The organism is Sphingosinicella soli (assembly GCF_014199685.1).
Taxonomy (GTDB): Bacteria; Pseudomonadota; Alphaproteobacteria; order Sphingomonadales; family Sphingomonadaceae; genus Sphingosinicella; species Sphingosinicella soli.
The window spans coordinates 15843-34438 of the sequence record NZ_JACHNZ010000027.1 but is presented as its reverse complement, the minus strand read 5'-3'; the positions used below and the strand labels follow the sequence as shown (position 1 = coordinate 34438).

Annotated in this window: 13 protein-coding genes; 9 read left to right on the top strand and 4 right to left on the bottom strand. The window is 64.3% G+C overall.

Annotated features, from left to right (window positions below):
* Nucleotides 1-45: 45 nt before the first annotated feature.
* The gene (locus GGQ98_RS11955; RefSeq protein ID WP_184069796.1) at nucleotides 46-1320 is read right to left on the bottom strand and encodes an NAD(P)/FAD-dependent oxidoreductase; all 1275 of its coding nucleotides are present in this window, start codon (nucleotides 1318-1320) and stop codon (nucleotides 46-48) included.
* Between the two features lie 2 nt (nucleotides 1321-1322).
* A complete protein-coding gene (locus GGQ98_RS11950) occupies nucleotides 1323-2672 on the bottom strand; it encodes a glutamine synthetase family protein (RefSeq protein WP_184069794.1) in 1350 nt (449 codons plus the stop codon).
* A 177-nt stretch (nucleotides 2673-2849) separates the two neighbouring features.
* Between GGQ98_RS11950 and aptA the strand changes: the two genes are divergently transcribed.
* From aptA to GGQ98_RS11905, 9 genes are all read left to right on the top strand, one after another.
* On the top strand, nucleotides 2850-4163 hold the full coding sequence (gene aptA / locus GGQ98_RS11945) for an omega-aminotransferase AptA (protein ID WP_184069792.1): 1314 nt from the start codon (nucleotides 2850-2852) through the stop codon (nucleotides 4161-4163).
* Nucleotides 4164-4203: 40 nt separating this feature from the next.
* Nucleotides 4204-5976 carry a tetratricopeptide repeat-containing sulfotransferase family protein gene (locus GGQ98_RS11940; RefSeq protein WP_184069790.1) on the top strand — a complete coding sequence of 591 codons (1773 nt, stop codon included), beginning with the start codon at nucleotides 4204-4206 and terminating at the stop codon, nucleotides 5974-5976.
* A 187-nt stretch (nucleotides 5977-6163) separates the two neighbouring features.
* Nucleotides 6164-8512, top strand: a complete 2349-nt coding sequence (locus GGQ98_RS11935; protein ID WP_243451854.1) for a TonB-dependent receptor — start codon at nucleotides 6164-6166, stop codon at nucleotides 8510-8512.
* A 22-nt stretch (nucleotides 8513-8534) separates the two neighbouring features.
* Nucleotides 8535-9872, top strand: coding sequence for an amino acid permease (locus GGQ98_RS11930; RefSeq protein WP_184069786.1), 1338 nt, complete (start codon nucleotides 8535-8537; stop codon nucleotides 9870-9872).
* A gap of 40 nt (nucleotides 9873-9912) precedes the next feature.
* Nucleotides 9913-10539, top strand: a complete 627-nt coding sequence (locus tag GGQ98_RS11925) for a TetR family transcriptional regulator C-terminal domain-containing protein (protein WP_184069784.1) — start codon at nucleotides 9913-9915, stop codon at nucleotides 10537-10539.
* Nucleotides 10540-10582: 43 nt separating this feature from the next.
* Entirely contained in the window at nucleotides 10583-11953 is a 1371-nt protein-coding gene (locus GGQ98_RS11920; RefSeq protein ID WP_184069782.1) for a M20/M25/M40 family metallo-hydrolase, read from the top strand.
* Nucleotides 11954-12022: 69 nt separating this feature from the next.
* Nucleotides 12023-12772: an FkbM family methyltransferase gene (locus GGQ98_RS11915; protein WP_184069780.1), complete on the top strand. Its 750-nt coding sequence runs from the start codon at nucleotides 12023-12025 to the stop codon at nucleotides 12770-12772.
* Nucleotides 12773-12817: 45 nt separating this feature from the next.
* Nucleotides 12818-13753, top strand: a complete 936-nt coding sequence (locus GGQ98_RS11910) for an ABC transporter ATP-binding protein (protein ID WP_184069778.1) — start codon at nucleotides 12818-12820, stop codon at nucleotides 13751-13753.
* Nucleotides 13750-14517, top strand: coding sequence for an ABC transporter permease (locus tag GGQ98_RS11905; protein ID WP_184069776.1), 768 nt, complete (start codon nucleotides 13750-13752; stop codon nucleotides 14515-14517). Before GGQ98_RS11910 ends, GGQ98_RS11905 begins: the two co-directional genes overlap by 4 nt.
* On the opposite strand, the gene GGQ98_RS11900 is transcribed toward GGQ98_RS11905, so the two are convergent.
* Nucleotides 14489-17569, bottom strand: coding sequence for an efflux RND transporter permease subunit (locus GGQ98_RS11900; RefSeq protein WP_184069774.1), 3081 nt, complete (start codon nucleotides 17567-17569; stop codon nucleotides 14489-14491). The two genes, GGQ98_RS11905 and GGQ98_RS11900, sit on opposite strands and share 29 nt — an antisense overlap.
* Complete coding sequence (locus tag GGQ98_RS11895) at nucleotides 17566-18591, bottom strand: efflux RND transporter periplasmic adaptor subunit (RefSeq protein ID WP_184069772.1); 1026 nt, start codon at nucleotides 18589-18591, stop codon at nucleotides 17566-17568. Before GGQ98_RS11895 ends, GGQ98_RS11900 begins: the two co-directional genes overlap by 4 nt.
* Nucleotides 18592-18596 lie beyond the last annotated feature (5 nt).

Sequence of the window (18596 nt, the reverse complement as noted above, 5' to 3'; positions counted from 1 at the left end):
AAGGCTTGAGAGGCATTCGCCCAATACATTGCGGAGCTGGCGCCATCACAGCCGGTCCCTCAGCGCGTACCAGAGCATTCCGGCGACATAGAGCGGGTGACGCAGTAGCGGCCCGCCGGGGAAGGGCTTCACCGGGAGCGACGCGAACAGATCGAAGCGCTCGGAAGTGCCGCGCATCGCCTCGGTGATGAGCTCGCCCGCAAGCGTGGAGAGCAGCACGCCCTGGCCCGAGTAGCCGTGCGCGTAGAAGACGTTGCCCTTGCGGCCGAAGTGCGGAAGCCGGTTCATGGTGACGCCGACGAGGCCGCCCCACGCATGGTCGATGCCGATGCCCTGAAGCTCCGGGAAGGCGGATTCCATATAGGGCCGCACGAAGCCCGCGACGTCGCGCGGCGGGCGGGGCGTGTACTTCTCGCCGCCGCCGAAGATCAGGCGGTTGTCTGCGGACAGGCGGTAATAATTGAGGACGAAGCGGCTTTCGGAAATGGCCGCGTTCGAAGGGATGAGTGCGCGGGCGCGGTCCTCGCCGAGCGGAACGGTTGCGATATTATAGTTCGCGACCGGCATCGTGTAGCGGCCGAGATCGGCATCGACCTCTCCCATGAAGGCGTCGCAGGCGAGCACGACGTAGCGCGCCGAGACGCTGCCGCGCGGCGTGGCAACGCTCGGGCGGTCTCCGCCTGTGATGCGTATGGCGGGCGTGTCTTCATAAAGCCGGACACCGGCGGCGCGGGCCGCTTCGCCGAGGCCGAGGGCATAGTTGAGCGGATGCAGGTGGCCGCCCGCGGAGTCGTAGATGCCGCCGTGATAGCCCTCTGCCGCAACGATCCCGGCGGTCTGGTCGGGACGCACGATCTGCGCGGCGTCGTAGCCCATCACATAATCGAGGCATTCGAGTTCGCGCTGCATGGCCTCGAAATCGGCGGGCTTGCAGGCGGCGGTGAAATGGCCGTGGCGGAGGTCGCAGGCGATGCCGTGCCGTGTGATGCGATCATTGACGCGCGCCCTCGCTGTGGCGGCGATGCTGAAGAGGCGCTGCGCGGTTTCACGGCCGAAGCGCTCTACGAGATCGGGCGCGGACCAGCGCATGCCGGGGATCATCTGGCCGCCGTTGCGCCCTGAAGCGCCCCAACCGATACGGTGCGCCTCGACGAGTGTGACGGCATAGCCGGCTTCGGCGGCGGAAAGCGCGGCGGAGAGGCCGGTGTAGCCGCCGCCGACGACGCATATGTCTGCGGCCGTGCTGCCGGCGAGCGGCGGCTGGGCCGGGAAGGGGTTGGCGGTGGCGGCGTAATACGACGGCGCGTGCGGTTCGGCCAAGATCAGACCCTCAGCAGAAGGTGTTCGCGCTCCCAGGAACTGATGACCGACTGGTAGGCGAACAACTCGGATTCCTTGATCGCGTAGAACACGTCGAAGAAATCCTCACCGAGATGGTTGCGGACGGCCTTGCAGTGGCTGAAACGATCGAGTGCGCTTTCGAGCGTGCGCGGCAGGGTGCGCGCGCGGTTGTAGGCGCTGCCTTGCATCATCTTCGGCGGCTGCATGCGCTCCGTCATCCCCACGTAGCCGCAGATGAGAGAGGCTGCGATCGCGAGATACGGGTTCGAATCCGCACCGGGAAGACGGTTTTCGATGCGGCGGTTCTTCGCGTCCGACACGGGGATGCGCAGCCCGCAGGAGCGGTTGTCGTTGCCCCACTGCACGTTGATCGGCGCGTCGCTATCGGGCCGCATCCGGCGGAACGAGTTGACGTTGGGCGCGAACATCGGCGTGATCTGCGGAAGCAGGCGTACGAGCCCCGCGATGTAGTTGCGGAACAGCGCGCTGTCGCGACCCTGCGGCGTGGTGAACAGGTTGCGCCCGGTATCGCCATCGAGCAGCGACTGGTGGATGTGCATCGAACTGCCGGGCTGGTCCGACATCGGCTTGGCGAGGAACGTCGCGTAAACGCCATGTTCGAGCGCGACCTGACGAACGATGCGCTTGAACAGCAGCACCTGATCGGCAAGCGCGAGCGGATCGCCGTGGACGAAATTGATCTCGAGCTGCGCAGCGCCGGACTCGTGGATCATCGTATCGATGTTGAGTTCGGCCTTCTCGCAGAAATCGTAGATGTGCTCGATGATGTCCTCGAACTCGCCGAGGGCTTCGAGGCCGTAGGGCTGGCTTGCGGTTTCCGAACGGCCCGAGCGGCCCACAGGGGGCGTCAGCGGAAAATCGGAATCGAGGTTCTTGGAAACGAGATAGAATTCCAGTTCCGGCGCGATCACGGGCTTCCATCCGCGCCGTTCGTAGAGATGCAGCACCTTTTTCAGGATCATGCGCGGCGCGATGGCGAGAGGCTTCCCTTCGCGCGTGAACGCGTCCGCGATCACATAAGCGGTCGGGGTCTTGAAGCCCGGCGCTTCCCGGATCGTGGCAGGGTCCGGCACCATCACCATATCGGGGTCGTAATCCGGTATGATGGAATTGACGGTGTCCGGATATTCGCCGGTGACGGTGACGATATAGACGCTGCCCGGAATGCGGAGCGTCTGGTCCGTGAGCGATTTCAGAAACTTGCCGGCAGGGAGCACCTTGCCGCGCTGAATGCCGTTCATGTCGGGGACGATGCACTCGACCTCGCTGATACCGCGTTCGTGAATCCAGTTGGAAATTTCGGCTGACATGATCGGATTAACCCCCGTACGGCCCTTATACTGCGCGTGTGGCAAGCACTTGGCCAGTGGGATTTGCTGGAGCAGGGGGTATCGGTTTTTCCGATGGCCTGTTCCGCCGTGTATCCGTCTGGCGTTGCAAACGGCGGTTCGCTATCATTCCGGCACGCCGTTTTCTGTGGAGCCTACATGCGCGAACCCAATGATCTTTCAGCCTTCTGGATGCCGTTTTCCAACAACCGGGGCTTCAAGCAGGCCCCGCGTCTGCTCGCGGCGGCGGAAGGCATGCACTACACGTCGTCGGACGGGCGCAGCATCCTCGATGCGACCGCAGGCCTGTGGTGCGTGAACGCCGGGCACTGCCGCACGCAGATCGTCGAGGCGATCCGCGAAACGGCGGCACGCTTCGATTTCGGGCCGACCTTTCAGCTCGGCCATCCTCTGGCGTTCGAACTTGCCTCGAAGCTCGGCATGATCATGCCCGAAGGACTCGACCGCATCTTCTTCACGAACTCCGGCTCTGAATCGGTGGATACGGCGCTCAAGATCGCGCTCGCCTATCAGCGGGCGCGGGGGCAGGGCAGCCGCACGCGCTTCATCGGGCGCGAACGCGGCTATCACGGCGTCGGTTTCGGCGGCATTTCGGTGGGCGGCATCGTCGGCAACCGCAGGCAGTATGGTACGATGCTCGGCGGCGTCGACCACCTGCGCCACACGCACGATCTTGCCCGCAACGCGTTCAGCCGGGGCCAGCCCGCGCACGGCGCGGAGCTTGCAGAGGATATCGAACGGCTCGTGGCGCTGCACGGCGCGGATACGATCGCGGCGGTGATCGTCGAGCCCGTCGCTGGATCGACGGGCGTGCTCGTGCCGCCGGTCGGCTATCTCGAACGCGTGCGCGAACTCTGCAAAAAACACGACATCCTGCTGATCTTCGACGAGGTCATCACAGCGTTCGGGCGCGTGGGCAAGGCCACGGCATCGGAGCGGTTCGGCGTGACGCCCGACATCATCACGATGGCAAAGGGCCTGACCAACGCCGCCGTGCCGATGGGGGCGGTCGCCGCTGGGCGCCATGTGTACGATACGGTGGTCGAGAATGCGCCCGAAGGCATCGAGCTGTTCCACGGCTACACCTATTCGGGCCACCCGCTTGCCGCTGCGGCGGGGCTCGCAACGCTTGCCATCTATGAAGAGGAACGGCTGTTCGAAAAAGCGATCACGCTTGAGGCGTACTGGGCCGATGCCGTCCACGCGATGAAAGACCTGCCGCACGTGATCGACTGCCGGAACATCGGTCTTGTCGCCGGAATCGAGATGGAAGCGCGCGCCGGTGCGCCCACGAAGCGCGCCATGGAAGCCTTCCACCGCGCCTTCGACAGCGGACTGCTTATCCGCGTGACCGGCGACATCATCGCGCTGTCGCCGCCGCTGATCCTGGAGAAAACGCACATCGACGAGATGTTCGGACGGCTCGCGGACATTTTGAAGGCGATCGACTGACGGCTTGACCGGAAGGACGCGGCTGAGCACGTTCGCAGGCATGTCCAACACGCCCAGCGCCGCCGAGCGAGCCGACCGTGCCCGCGCTTTTTTGAAGACGCATCCCGACAATGCCGATGCGCTGCGCGCGCTCGGGGCCGCCCTGCGCGGGATGGGCGAAGATGCCGCCGCCGAGGACGCCGAACTGAGCGCGATCCGCGCCTCGACGCGCGATCCGTTGCTGGTGGAGGCGGCGACGGCGCTTCTGGAAAACAATATCCCGATCGCGGAGCGCATTCTTCGCACGCGGCTGAAGGAAAAGCCCGTCGATGTTGCGGCGATCCGGATGATGGCGGAAATCGCCGGGCGCCTCGGGCGGTACGGCGATTCCGAAAAGCTGCTGCGCCGCGCGCTTGAGCTTGCGCCCGCCTTCGTGGCGGCGCGCGCCAACCTGGCGACGGTGCTCTACCGGCAGAACCGCCCCGCCGACGCGCTGGCGGAACTGGACCGGCTGCTGGAAGTCGATCCCGACAATGCCGCGCACAGCAATCTGAAAGCCGCCGCGCTCGGGCGTGTCGGCGGTTATGAGGAGGCGATCGCGCTTTACGAGTCGGTTCTGGCGCGCCATCCGGCGCAGCCGCGGGTGTGGATGAGCTATGGCCATGTGCTGAAAACCGTGGGCCGGCAGGCGGACTCGATCGCCGCCTATCGCAAGGCGATCGCGCATGCGCCGGGACTTGGCGAAGTGTGGTGGAGCCTCGCCAACCTGAAGACCGTGCGCTTTACGGATGCCGACATTGCCGTGATGCAGGGCGCGCTGGAAGGCGGCGGTATCAGTGAGGACGACCGCTTCCATCTGCATTTCGCGCTCGGCAAGGCGCTGGAGGACGCGAAGGATCATGCGCTGTCGTTCAGCCATTATCTGAAGGGCAATGCGCTCCGCAAAGCGATGCTGGATTACGATGCCGACGAGATCGGCAGTCTGGTCCGCAATGCCGCAGCGCTGATGGATGACGCGTTCTTCGTGGCGCGTAGCGGCGAAGGCTGCCCGGCGCCCGATCCGATCTTCATCCTGGGCATGCCGCGCGCGGGATCGACGCTGATCGAGCAGATACTCTCCTCTCACCCGATGATCGAGGGGACGCAGGAACTGCCCGACATCGCCGCGATGGCGCGAAGGCTGGGCGGTCGCAGGATGCGTGATGACGAGACCGACTATCCGGCATGCCTTGCGGACCTTCCCGCTGACGAACGTGCGGAACTCGGCGCCGAGTATCTCGAACGGACGCGCATCCAGCGGAAGACGGAGCGGCCGCTCTTCATCGACAAGATGCCCAACAACTGGGCGCACGCGGGCTTCATTCATCTGATCCTGCCGGGCGCGAAGATCATCGACGCCAGGCGGCATCCGCTCGGCTGCTGTTTCTCGAACTTCAAGCAGCATTTCGCACGGGGGCAGGGTTTCAGCTACGATCTGGGCGATCTTGGCCGCTATTACCGCGATTATGCGGCAATGATGGCGGTGATCGACGGTGCGCTTCCCGGCAGGGTCCACCGTGTGTTTTACGAAGACATGGTCGAGAACACCGAATTCGAGGTGCGAAGGCTGCTCGACTATGTCGGCGTGCCGTTCGACCCGGCCTGCCTGCGCTTCTTCGAAAACGAGCGCGCCGTGCGGACGGCAAGCTCCGAACAGGTGCGGCGCCCGATCAATCGCGAGGGCATGGAGCAGTGGCAGCCGTTCGAGCCGTGGCTCGATCCCCTGAAAGAAAGCCTGGGCCCGGTGCTGACACTCTATCCCGATGTGCCGCAGGTTGATGCGCTGTTGCAATAAAGTGACGCCTGCGCGCCAATATGACATCTGTATAATAAAGGCGTCAGACCCGAATTGACCAGCGTTCGCGGGGCGTTCAATCTCTCGTCCGGGACAGCGAATGCTGAAAAAGGGGGATATGATGCACTTGCGAAATCATGTGTCGTTGAGGGCTGCCGTCGCTTCGGGCGTCCTTCTTGGTTCCACCATGCTGACAGGGCCGGCGCTTGCACAGGAAGCGCAGGAAAACCTCGGCGACACCATCATCATCACGGCGCAAAAGCGGCAGGAAAACCTGCAGGATGTTCCGATCGCGGTCATCGCGCTCGGCACCCAGAAGCTCGAACAGCTTCAGGTGAAGGATTTCGACGATTACGCGCGCTACCTGCCGAGTCTGTCGTATCAGTCTCTCGGGCCGGGTGCGTCGAACGTCTATTTCCGGGGCGTCGCTTCGGGCGAGAACGCGAACCATTCGACCTCCCTGCCGTCGGTCGGCATGTATCTCGACGAGCAGCCGATCACGACCATTCAGGGCAACCTGGACATTCACATCTACGACATCGCGCGTGTCGAAGCACTCGCAGGTCCGCAGGGCACGCTCTACGGCGCGTCGAGCCAGGCGGGCACGGTGAAGATCGTGACGAACCGCCCCGACACGAGCGGCTTCTACGGCGCTGTCGATGCCGAGGTGAACACGGTCGCGCACGGCGAACAGGGTTATGTGCTCGAAGGCTTCGTCAACGCGCCGCTCAGCGACAATGCCGCGCTCCGTGTCGTGGGGTGGTATGACAAGGACGGTGGATATATCGACAATATTCCCGGCTCGCTCACGTTTCCGACCTCTGGAATAACCTTCGACAACGATCCGTATGTCGAGGACGATTACAACGACGTCGAGACTTACGGCGCACGCGTCGCGCTCCAGATCGATCTCAACGAGAACTGGACCGTGCTGCCGACGCTGATGGGCCAGAAGCAGAAGAGCTACGGCGCATTCGGGCAGGAAGCCGGGCTCGACGAGCTTCAGGTGCAGCAGTTCAATCCGGAACGCTTCAACGACCGCTGGTTCCAGGCGGCGCTGACGATCGAAGGCAAGATCGGCAGCTGGGATCTGACCTATGCAGGCGCCTACATGAAGCGCAAGATCAACAGCCAATCCGACTACGTCGACTATTCATATTTCTATGATGCGCTGTTCGGCTACGGTGCGTATTTCTACGATAATGACGACAATCTGGTGAACCCGAACCAGTACATCATCGGAACCGATCGCTTCACCAAGCAGAGCCACGAACTGCGCATCGCCTCGCCGGCCGACCGGCCGCTGCGGTTCATCGGCGGTGTGTTTTACCAGCGCCAGGCCCACAATATCGAACAGAACTACATCATCGACAATATCGCCGATGCGATCACGGTGCCGGGCACGGACAGCAACATCTGGCTGACCAAGCAGCTACGCGTCGATCGCGATTATGCCGCGTTCGGCGAGGCCACCTACGACCTTACCGAGAAGCTGTCGCTGACGGGGGGCATTCGTGTTTACAAATACAAGAACTCGCTCGAAGGCTTCTTCGGTTACAGCGACGGCTTCAGCAGCGGTACCGGCGTGGCGGCATGCTTCCGCGACGCGAACGATGAACTGCTGCCGCCGACCGTCAAGGGCAGCCCCTGCACCAACCTCGACAAGACGACGTCGGATACGGACTTCATCCACAAGCTGAATGCGACCTACAAGCTAACCGACGATGCGCTGGTTTACGCGACATGGTCTCGGGGTTTCCGGCCGGGCGGTGTCAACCGGCGCGGCACGCTGCCGCCATACGGCGCCGACGAACTCGACAATTACGAGCTTGGCTGGAAGACGACGTGGGGGGACGGCGCGTTTCGCTGGAACGGTGCGGTCTATTACGAGACGTGGACCAACATCCAGCTGTCGTTCCTTGGCGCCAATGGTCTCACCGAGGTCCGCAACGCCGGCGATGCGCGCATCTGGGGTATCGAAAGCGACTTCTTCTTCCGCGCATCAGACAGCCTGACGTTCAACGCGGGTTTCAGCTACAACGACGCGCAGAGCACGAAGGACTTCTGCAAAATCTCAAACCCCCAATTCGATTGTACGCTGCTGGGCCCAGACCCGGACGAACCGAATGCGTTGCTGGCTCCCTCGGGCACCCGTCTGCCTGTTTCCGCCAAGTTCAAGGGCAATGCGCTCGCGCGCTACGAATTCCCGCTCGGATCGCTTGATGCGCATCTCCAGGGAGCGGTCGTCTATGAAGGGTCGCGCACAAGCGATCTTCGTCTCTTCGAACGCGACCTGGTCGGGTCGCTGCCGTCTTACACGACTGTCGACATCAGCGCGGGTGTGCGGACTGACCGCTGGACGGTGGAACTCTATGCCCGCAACCTGTTCGACTCGCGCGGGCAGGTGACGCGTACATTCCAGTGCGGCGAGAGCACCTGCGGCGATCCGGACGGCGAGACGGCGATCGGCGGGAAATTCTACACGATCGTGACGACGCCGCGCACCATAGGGCTCAAGGTCGGTACGAAATTCTGATCCGGCGCGGCGGGACGTTTTGATGAACGACAAGACTCCCGCCGCACGTCCGCTCGGCTTCTGGATGGCGCTCGCGCTGGTCATGGGCAACATGATCGGCTCGGGCGTCTACATGCTGCCCGCAAGCCTTGCGCCCTTCGGCTGGAACGCCGTGTTTGGATGGGGGCTGACCATCGCAGGGTCGCTGTGCCTTGCCTATGTGTTCGCCTCGCTGGCGCGCGAGATGCCGACTGCGGGCGGGCCGCACGGGTTCGTCGAGGCGGCGTTCGGGCATTTGCCGGCGTTCATGATAAGTTGGTCGTACATCATTTCGATACTGGTTTCGATCGCGGCGCTGGCAACGGCGGGGGTCAGCTACCTCAGCGCCTTTGCGCCCGGCATCGGGGCGACGGCGGGCGCACCTGCCGCACTTGCCGTGTCGCTGCTGTGGGCGATCATCCTTCTCAACATGCGCGGGGCAGGGGCGGCGGGGCGGTTCCAGATCGTGACGCTCGGTCTCAAGCTGCTCCCGCTGATCGCCATCGTGATTATTGCCGCCGGAGTCTTCGCGGACGGAACGCCGCCCGCGACGCCCTACGTGGCGGACACGATCTCGATGAGCGCGATCAACGCGACCGCAGCGCTGACGCTATGGGCGATGCTGGGGTTTGAATCCGCGTGCGTGCCGCAGGACAAGGTCGACCGCCCGCACATCACGATCCCGCGCGCGACGATGGCGGGGACGCTGATCGTGGGCGTGATCTACCTGGTGGTCTGCACCGCTGTCATCATGCTGATGCCCGCCGAGACTGTGGCGCAGTCGAACGCGCCGTTCGCGGACGTGATCGCCGGATACTGGGGAGAAGGCGCCGCGCTCGCCGTCGCGCTGTTCGCCGCGGTGAGCGCGATCGGCGCGCTCAACGGCTGGATTCTCCTGACAGGCGAGTATCCGCGAAGCATGGCGCAAAAAGGCGATTTCCCGCAGCTATTCGGCAAGGTGAATGCACGCGGCGCGCCGGTACGCGGTATCGTGATCGGCGGCATTCTCATCACGCTGCTCGTCCTTTCAAACTACACGCGCACGATGTCGGGCCTGTTCACGTTCATGGCGCTGCTCTCCACCTCCGCAACGCTGGTGCTGTATTTCGCGTGCGCGGCAGCGGCGGTTCGGTTGATGCTACAGAAGCGGCTGACGACGACGCCGATGCTGGCCGTGCTGACGCCGCTCGGGCTTATTTATGCGGTCTGGACCTTCCAGGGTGCGGGCGCGGAAGCGAACGGATGGGCGTTCGTTCTGCTGGTCGCGGGGCTTCCGGTCTATCTGCTCGTGCGCCGTCAAAAAGCAGCGCGCAGCGTACAAGGGGGCGCGACAAATCCTTAACGCGGCGATATAGGAACCTCGCAGCTTGCGGAGGGTAGAGTTGGCGCGCGCGCAGTTTCAACGGCTGGATCCCGATTTCCGGCGTCAGAGCCTTATCGATGCGACCGCGCACTGCCTGGCGCGTTACGGCATCGGCGGCACCTCGGTGCGGGTGATCTGCGCGGAGGCGGGCGTTTCCGCCGGGCTGCTGCGCCACTATTTCGCGGGCATCGATGAACTGATCGCCGAAACCTACGCCGACGTTGGCGACCGTCTTGTGGCGACCATGATCGCGGCTGCCGACAATGCGGGACCGGACCCGCGCGAACAGCTGCGCGCGTTCGTGATGGCGAGTTTCGAACCGCCTATCGCCGACCCTGACCTTCTGGCGACCTGGCTTGCGTTCTGGAGCCTCATCAAGAGCGACGCGCGCATCCGCGAACTGCACACCGAAAACTATGCAAGCCACCGGCGGCCGGTCGAACGAATGATCGCGCGGATCCTGGGGCCCGGCACAAGCGACGTGGACGTTCGGCTCACCGCTGTGGGTGTAACGGCGCTCGTCGACGGGCTTTGGCTCGAGCTTTGTCTCGACGCATCGAGCTTCACGCCCGAAGAGGCTTCGCGCATCGCCGACAAATGGTTGAACACGCTCGTCGGTGATCCGCTGAAAGTGCTTGCCGACTGACGCCAGGAGTTCTTACACCTGTAAAACAGGTGGGAGACTCTTGATGCTGAAAATCGCAACCCCGTTCGTGCTCGCGGGCCTGATATGGTCCACAACCGCCCTTGCCGCCGCGCCGGCACAGGTCGAATCCGCCAAAGCCATGCTCGGACGCTCGGTTGCGTTCGCGACTGTCGCCGGGCGCGGGCAGGTGCCCGCCTATGCGGCGTATCTCGCGGACGAGCTGAAGACCGCAGGTTTCAAGGACAGCGAAATCAGCATCGAACCGCTCGGCGAGACCGCCTCGCTGATCCTGACGTGGAAGGGCACGGGCAAGAAGAAGCCGATCGTGCTCAACGCGCACATGGATGTGGTCGAGGCGAAGCGCGAGGACTGGGAACGCGATCCGTTCGTGATGGCGGAAGACGGCGGCTATCTTTTCGGGCGCGGCACCAGCGACAACAAATTCGACGTCGTGATGATCGTGCAGACCTTGATGAGCCTGAAACGCGAAGGCTTCAAACCCTCCCGCGACATCGTGCTGTTTCTGACGGGCGACGAAGAAACCGCGCAGAAGACCGTGGCGGCGATCGCGCCGCGCTACAAGGACGCGGCGATGGTGCTGAACGGGGACGGCGGGGGCGGAACGCTCGGTGCCGACGGAAAGCCGCTTTATTATACGATGCAGACGGCGGAGAAGACCTACGCCGATTACAAGCTGACAGTGACCGACCCCGGCGGCCATTCGAGCGCCCCGCGTGCCGAGAATGCGATTCTGGAGCTTGGCGCCGCGCTGAAGCGGATCGCCGACGCGCCGTTCCCGCCCGAAACCAGCGAGACGACGCGGGCCTACTTCGCGGCTTCGGCAAAGCGGACGCCGGGCGAGGCGGGTGAGGCGATGGCGCGGTTCGGCGCCGACCCGGCCGATACGGCTGCAGCCGATATCCTTGCAAAGTATCCCGAGCATATCGGCCAGACGCGCACGACCTGCGTGCCGACGATGGTGAGCGGTGGCCATGCCGAAAACGCGCTGCCGCAGCGCGCGGTCGCCAACATCAACTGCCGCATCTTCCCCGGCACGGCGCCCGAGGCGGTACGCGAGCGGCTCCAGCAGCTTGCGGGCGCAAAGGTGGTGGTGACGCTGCCCGAGCCGTTTCCGCAAAGCTCCACCTCGCCGCTGCTCCCCGAGCTGGACGCCGCGCTCCGCAAGGCGGTCGATGGGCGCGCAAAGGGGCTTTCGATCATTCCGAGCATGTCGGCGGGCACGACGGACAGCCTGTTTTTCCGTGCGTCCGGCATCCCGAGCTACGGCGTTTCCGGCCTGTTCATGAAGCCTGAAGACGAGTTCGCCCATGGTCTGAACGAGCGCGTGCCGGCGGATGCCATCAGCCCGGCGCTCGATCACTACAGGACGCTGATCGCGACGCTGGCCCGGTAGGCCGCTCTTCGCTTTGCGGCTCCGGTGGTCGGTGGTACTGTCGGAACCTGGGCTATTGGACATGCCGCAATGAAGTCGTTTCTGAAACGGGCCTTCACGGACACGCTGCGCCGACGCGAATATGAGCTGAAGGATGTTCAGCATCCTTTGCGGAGAGCCCCCGCCTTCTTCCGGGCAATGGCACCCAAAGGGCTTAACCCCGGAACCGTCGTCGATGTGGGCGTGGGATACGGTACGCCGTGGCTGATGGATGGATTTCCGAATGCCTACACCGTGCTCGTGGAGCCGAACGAGGGGTTTCGGGATGCCGCCGCGTCACTGATGGCGCAGAGGAAGGGGGAGGTTCATTTCGTTGCGGCGGGGCGCGCGGCATCTGAAATGACGCTGAACCTGAATGTACCGCGCCCGACCAGCTCCACCATGTCGAAACCGTCGGAGCGGCAGGTCGATGAGTTTGCGCGGCGCGGCTGGACGCGAGAAACGCGCGCCGTGACCGTGCCTGTCATGCGCCTCGACTCGCTCGACCGGGCCGCCTGGCCGAAGCCGTTTCTGCTCAAGATCGATTCGGAAGGGTTCGAACTGGAGGTGCTGGCGGGAGCGACGGGCCTTTTCCCTGACGTTCAATGTCTTATCGCCGAAGTTTCCGTGGCCGAGCGCTATGAGGGCGGGTACGATTTCGCGACGTTCATCGCGGCGCTGGACGGCTACGGCTTCAAGCTGTTCGACATTACAGACATGCTGCAGTTCGGACGCAGGGGCCGACTTTCGACGATTGATGCCGTTTTTCTTCCCAAGGCTTCCACACTGCTCGGCGCATGAGCGCTGACGGTTTTGCGTTCCCGCAAAACTGTATAAACACCGCGCATGACCGTGCTTTCCATTTCCGGCCTTTCCAAAACCTACGCCGGCGGCTTTACCGCGCTGAAGTCCGTCGATCTTGAAATCCGCAAGGGCGAGATTTTCGCGCTGCTCGGGCCGAACGGCGCGGGCAAGACGACGCTGATCTCGATCGTTTGCGGAATCGTGACCCCGACGACGGGAACGGTGATCGCCGACGGGCACGATATCCGGCGCGACTACCGCGCCGCGCGCATGAAGATCGGGCTGGTGCCCCAGGAACTTCACACCGACGCCTTTGAAACGGTGCTCGCCACGGTAAGCCTGAGCCGGGGCATGTTCGGGCGGGCGCCGGACCCCGCGCTGATCGAACGAATCCTGAAAGACCTTTCGCTGTGGGAAAAACGCAGTTCGAAGATCATGGAGCTTTCGGGCGGAATGAAACGCCGCGTGATGATCGCGAAGGCGCTTAGTCACGAGCCGGAAATCCTGTTTCTCGACGAGCCCACCGCTGGCGTCGATGTCGAGCTGCGCCGCGACATGTGGAGCCTGGTGCGCGGACTTCGTGAACGCGGCGTCACCATCATCCTGACGACCCACTATATCGAGGAAGCCGAGGAGATGGCCGACCGCGTCGGCGTGATCAACAAGGGCGCGCTTATCCTCGTCGAGGAGACCGCGGTGCTGATGAAGAAGCTCGGTCGCAAGACGCTGACGCTGAACCTCGCCGAACCGCTCGCGGTGCTGCCGCCCGAACTCGGCGAATGGAACCTGACGCTGAAGGCGGACGGAAACGAGATCGCTTACGAATTCGATGCGAATGCCGAGCGCACGGGCGTGCCCTCGCTGCTCCGGCGGATGAGCGACATCGGCCTCGCCTTCAAGGATCTGAATACGCAGCAAAGCTCGCTGGAGGATATTTTCGTGGGCCTGGTCAGTGACCGGCAGGAGGCGGTGTCGTGATCTTCAACCGCCATGCCGTGTGGGCGATCTACAAGTTCGAGCTGGCGCGATTCTGCCGGACGATCTGGACGAGCCTTATCACCCCCGTCATCACGACGACGCTTTACTTCATCGTGTTCGGATCGGCGATCGGTTCGCGGATGCAGGAGGTGGGCACGGTGCCTTACGCTGCGTTCATCGTGCCGGGACTGATGCTCCTGACGATGCTGACCGAAAGCATCTCCAACGCCTCGTTCGGGATCTACATGCCCAAGTGGGCGGGAACGATCTATGAACTGCTGTCCGCGCCGATCTCCGCATTCGAGATCGTGCTTGCTTATGTGGGGGCGGCGGCGACGAAATCGGTGATCCTGGGGTTCGTGATATTGGCGACGGCGAACCTGTTCGTTGATATCGATATCATGCACCCGGTCTGGATGATCCTGTTCATGATGCTGCTGGCGGTGACGTTCTGCCTGTTCGGCTTCATCATCGGCATCTGGGCGAAAAACTTCGAGCAGCTTCAAATCATTCCGCTGCTCGTGGTGATGCCGCTCACATTCCTGGGCGGGGCCTTTTATTCGATCGACATGCTGCCCGCCGCATGGCGCACGGCGACGCTCTTCAACCCGATCGTCTATCTGATGAGCGGGTTTCGCTGGAGCTTCTTCGGGGAGGGCGACGTCGGCATCGAACTGAGCCTTGCGGCGATGTTCGGCTTCCTGGCGCTCTGCCTCGCCGTCGTCTGGTGGATCTTCAGGACGGGCTACCGGCTGAAGAGCTGACCGCAGGCACGCCTTCATCTTCCCGGCGCCTGACGATCAGCAGGTACATGACCGGCGTGACGATACGGCTGAGCAGCGTCGATGAGATCAGCCCGCCGATAATCACCCACGCGAGCGGCGAATAGAGCGCCGAACCGCCGAGCGCGAGCGGCAACAGCCCGCCGATCGCCGTTACCGAGGTGAGCAGCACCGGCAGGAAACGGATCTCGCCGGCCTGCTCGATCGCCTCGCGCAGGCCGAGCCCGCGCTCGCGAAGCTGCGTGGTGAAATCGACGAGCAGGATCGAATTCTTGATCTCGATACCGATCAGCGCGACGAAGCCGATGATGCCCATGTAGCTCATCGGATAGCCGGTGAGGAGCAGCGCGATGATGCCGCCGAACATGCCGAGCGGAATGACCCCGGCGACGACGGCGACCTCGCGGAAGCGGCCGAATTCCGCGACGAGAACCGCAGCGATGCTGAAGACCGCGAGCAGCAGAATGCTGCCGATTCCGTCGAAGCTCTCGGCGCTTGCCTCCGCCTCGCCGCCGACGCCGAGGGCATAGCCCTGGGGCAGGGTGAGCGTCTGCAGACGCTCGACGACATCCTTGTTGACGCGCGACGTGAGGAAGCCGGCCTGGGTCCATGCCGTGACGGCGACATTGCGCTCCAGCTGAAAACGATCGATGCGCGGGGGTACGCTCTTGAGTTGCGGTTCGGCGATCTCGGCAAGCGGTATCGCGCCGCCGTTCGCGGACGCGACGTAGACGGATTGCAGCGCCGAAACGGGCTGGCGATCTTCCATCGGCAGGCGGACCACGACGGGATAGGAGTCGCCCTCCTCATCGCGGAAGCTCGCGGCGCGCTCGCCCGCGATCGCAAGGCGCAGCGCGCGGCGCGGCTCCCCGGGCGCGACGCCGAGCAGCGCGGCCTTATCGACATCAAGGCCGAGATCGAGATCGACACGATCGACGGCGAGCGGGTTGTCGATATCGCGCGTGCCGGGGGTGGCGCGGACGATTTTCGTGACCTCGCCCGCGATCATCTTGAGCACGCTGTTATCGGGCCCGCTGATGCGGATCGCGATGGGGGCGTCGATCGGCGGGCCGTTTTCGAACTTGCGCACGGTGATGCGCGCGTCGGGGTCGTCGGTGAATTTCGCGCGCAGGCGATCGAGCATGGCATCGCCATCGCGCGCGGTCCATTTGTCGAGCACCACGAAAACCGCCCCTTTGCGCGATTCCTCGGTCAGCGAACGGACGTTGTAATAGACCTGAGGATTGCCCGCGCCCACGTTCTCCATATAGGCGGTGACGCTGTCTTCCTTGGCGATTTCGGCCGAGATCCTGCGGATGATGCGATCGGTCGCCGCGACGCTGGTGCCTTCGGGCGCTTCGACCTCGACCATGAAATACGGCGCATCCGATGCCGGAAACAGCTGCCAGCCCGCGATCGGGATAAGCCCCAGCGCACCGATGCAAAGCGCCATCGAAACCGCCAGCGTGCGGCCCGGCTTTTCGAGCGCGTAGTGGAGCACAGGCGCGTACAGACGGTGAATGCCGCGCGTCAGCGCCTTGAGGATCGGATTGCCTTCGGGGTCGTCGTCGCGGCGCAGCACGCGGCTCGCGAGAAACGGGATGATCGTGAGTGACACGACGAGCGAGGCCGCGACCGTATAGATGACGGCAAGCGGCAGCGACCGCGTGAACTCGCCCGCACCGCCGGGAAGAAACACGAGCGGCAGGAAGGCGAAGAGCAGAACGCCGGTCGATCCGAACACGGCGGCGGCGATCTCCTTCGTGCCTGAAAGCGCGGCGGCGGTGCGATCCATGCCCATGCGAAGATGCCGCGAGATATTCTCCGTCACGACGATCGAATCATCGACGATGAGGCCGAGCGCGAGGATGAAGCCGGAAACGGAGAGCTGGTTCAGCGAGAAATCGAACACGTAGAGCAGCAGCACGCCCGTCGCGAGGCTGAGCGGAATCGAGATCATCACGATCATCGAGGCGCGTGGCCCGAGCGGCAGCAGCGTGATGAGCACGAGGCCGAGCGCGATGGCGAAATCGCGCGCCAGCGTATCGAGCCGGTTGCGGATGTCGCGCGACTGATCGAACCCGAGTTCGAGCTTCACGTCGGGCGGAAGCTGTTTGCGCGCATCCGCAAGCGATGTTTCCAGCAGCTTCCGCAGCGCCAGGACGTTGCCGTTTTCCTTCTGCATCGCCGTGACGAACACGGCGCGCTTGCCGTTGAAGCGCGTGATGTGCGTGTGTTCCGCAGTCGACCAGGCCACGTCCGCGACATCGCCGACGCGGACCAGCGTGCCGTCTTCCGCACGGATCGGAATCGCGCGGATTTCGGCAAGATCGCGGTATGCGCCACCGGCATCGAGATTGAGCCGCTGCTCACCCGAATGCACGGCCCCCGCGGGAAGATCGATGCCGCTGCGCTGAAGCGCGTCCAGGAGCGCGGAGGGCGGAATGTGAAGCTGGGCGAGGCGGCCGCTGTCGATGGCGATGCGCACTTCGGGGCTGGGCAGGCCGTAGATCGCGGTGGTGCGCACACCGTCCACCCGGGTCAGCCGCTCCGAAAGGTCGGTCGCGTATTTTTCCATACGGCGCCACGATGCGGTTTCGCTGACTAGCGCGAGCTGGACGACGGCGGCATCGCTGGTGCGCACCTTCAGATATTCGAGGCTGGCGATGCTCGAAGGCAGGCGGTCGCGGATCGCGCCGACCTCGCGGACGACCTCGTCGAAATGGTGTTCAGGATCGCCGCCCCACGCGAACTCGGCCGTGACGACCGCCGAGCCGTCCTTCGATGTCGATTCGACGTAGATGACCCCGTCGAGGCCCTGGATCACCTCCTCGATAGGCTTGGCGACAGTCTCCTCCATGTCCTGCGCATCCGCGCCGGGCTGCGAGGCGACGACGAGCACCACGGGGATCGGCAGGTGCGGATCGACGGCGCGGGGGATGGTGAGGAAGGCATAGATGCCGAGCGCGGCGAGCAGCGAGAAGAGAATGAGCGTCAACTGCCAGCGGCCGACGGCGAAGGCGGGCAGGTTCATGCCTTGGGCACGGGCGTTGGCGTGACGAGACTGCCTTCGCTGAGCCGGCTGATTCCGGTGACGGCAACGCGCTCTCCGGCCTTGAGACCACTGAGCACGGCGATACCATTGTCGCCGGCAGCACCGGTGACGATCTGACGCGCCTTCACGCGCGTGCCCGCTTCATCGAGCACATAGACGAAGGCTTCGCCCGCGCGCGCCGCGAACACGGCGCTGCTCGGCACGAGCATGCTTTCCCGGCCGCCGTTGCTGCGAACCGCGAGTACGGCATGACCGATCTGGCCGGATCGCAGCGCGGGATCCGGCGGCAGCGCAAGCTCGACAGCGAAGGTGCCCGTGCGGTCGTCGGCACGCCCGGCAACCTCGATGATTCGCGCGGCGACAGGCGCCGGACCGAGCGCAGCGATGTCGATGGGCACACTGCCGGTCTGAACGATGCCCGAAGCCTGCACATCGGAAACGGGAACGCGAAGCACGAAACCGTCGCGGCCATCGCCAAAGGCAAGGACCGGCGTTCCGGCGTCGACCACCTGGTTCACCTCTGCGAAGCGGCGCAGGATCACGCCATCGGCAGGGGCGACAATGCGCGCGGTGTTCGCCGCGAAACGGGCCGAAGAGGTCGTCGCGGCGGCGGCGCGATAGGCGGCCTCGGCGCTTTCAAGCCGCGCCCGCGTCACCCACCCCTTGGCGAAGAGCTCCTTCGCGCGGGACAGGTCGGCAGCGGCGCGGGTGCGTTCCGCCGACGCGGCGCTGAGATCGGCCGCCACCATCGTGGCGTCGAGCGAGGCGAGAAGCTGCCCGCGACGGACGCGGGCGCCTTCCTCCACGGCGATGGATGCGACGCGGCCCGGGGTCGTGAAGCCGAGATCGATTTCCCGCCGCAGCCGCACCGTTCCCGCTGCACGAAACGTATTCGCCGCGTCCGCCGAGACAACCTCGGCCACGCGAATCGGCACGGGGGTTTCAGCGGCAGGCGTCGCCGGTTTTTCCCCGCAGGCGGCAACCGCCAGCAAGATCACCATCGCCG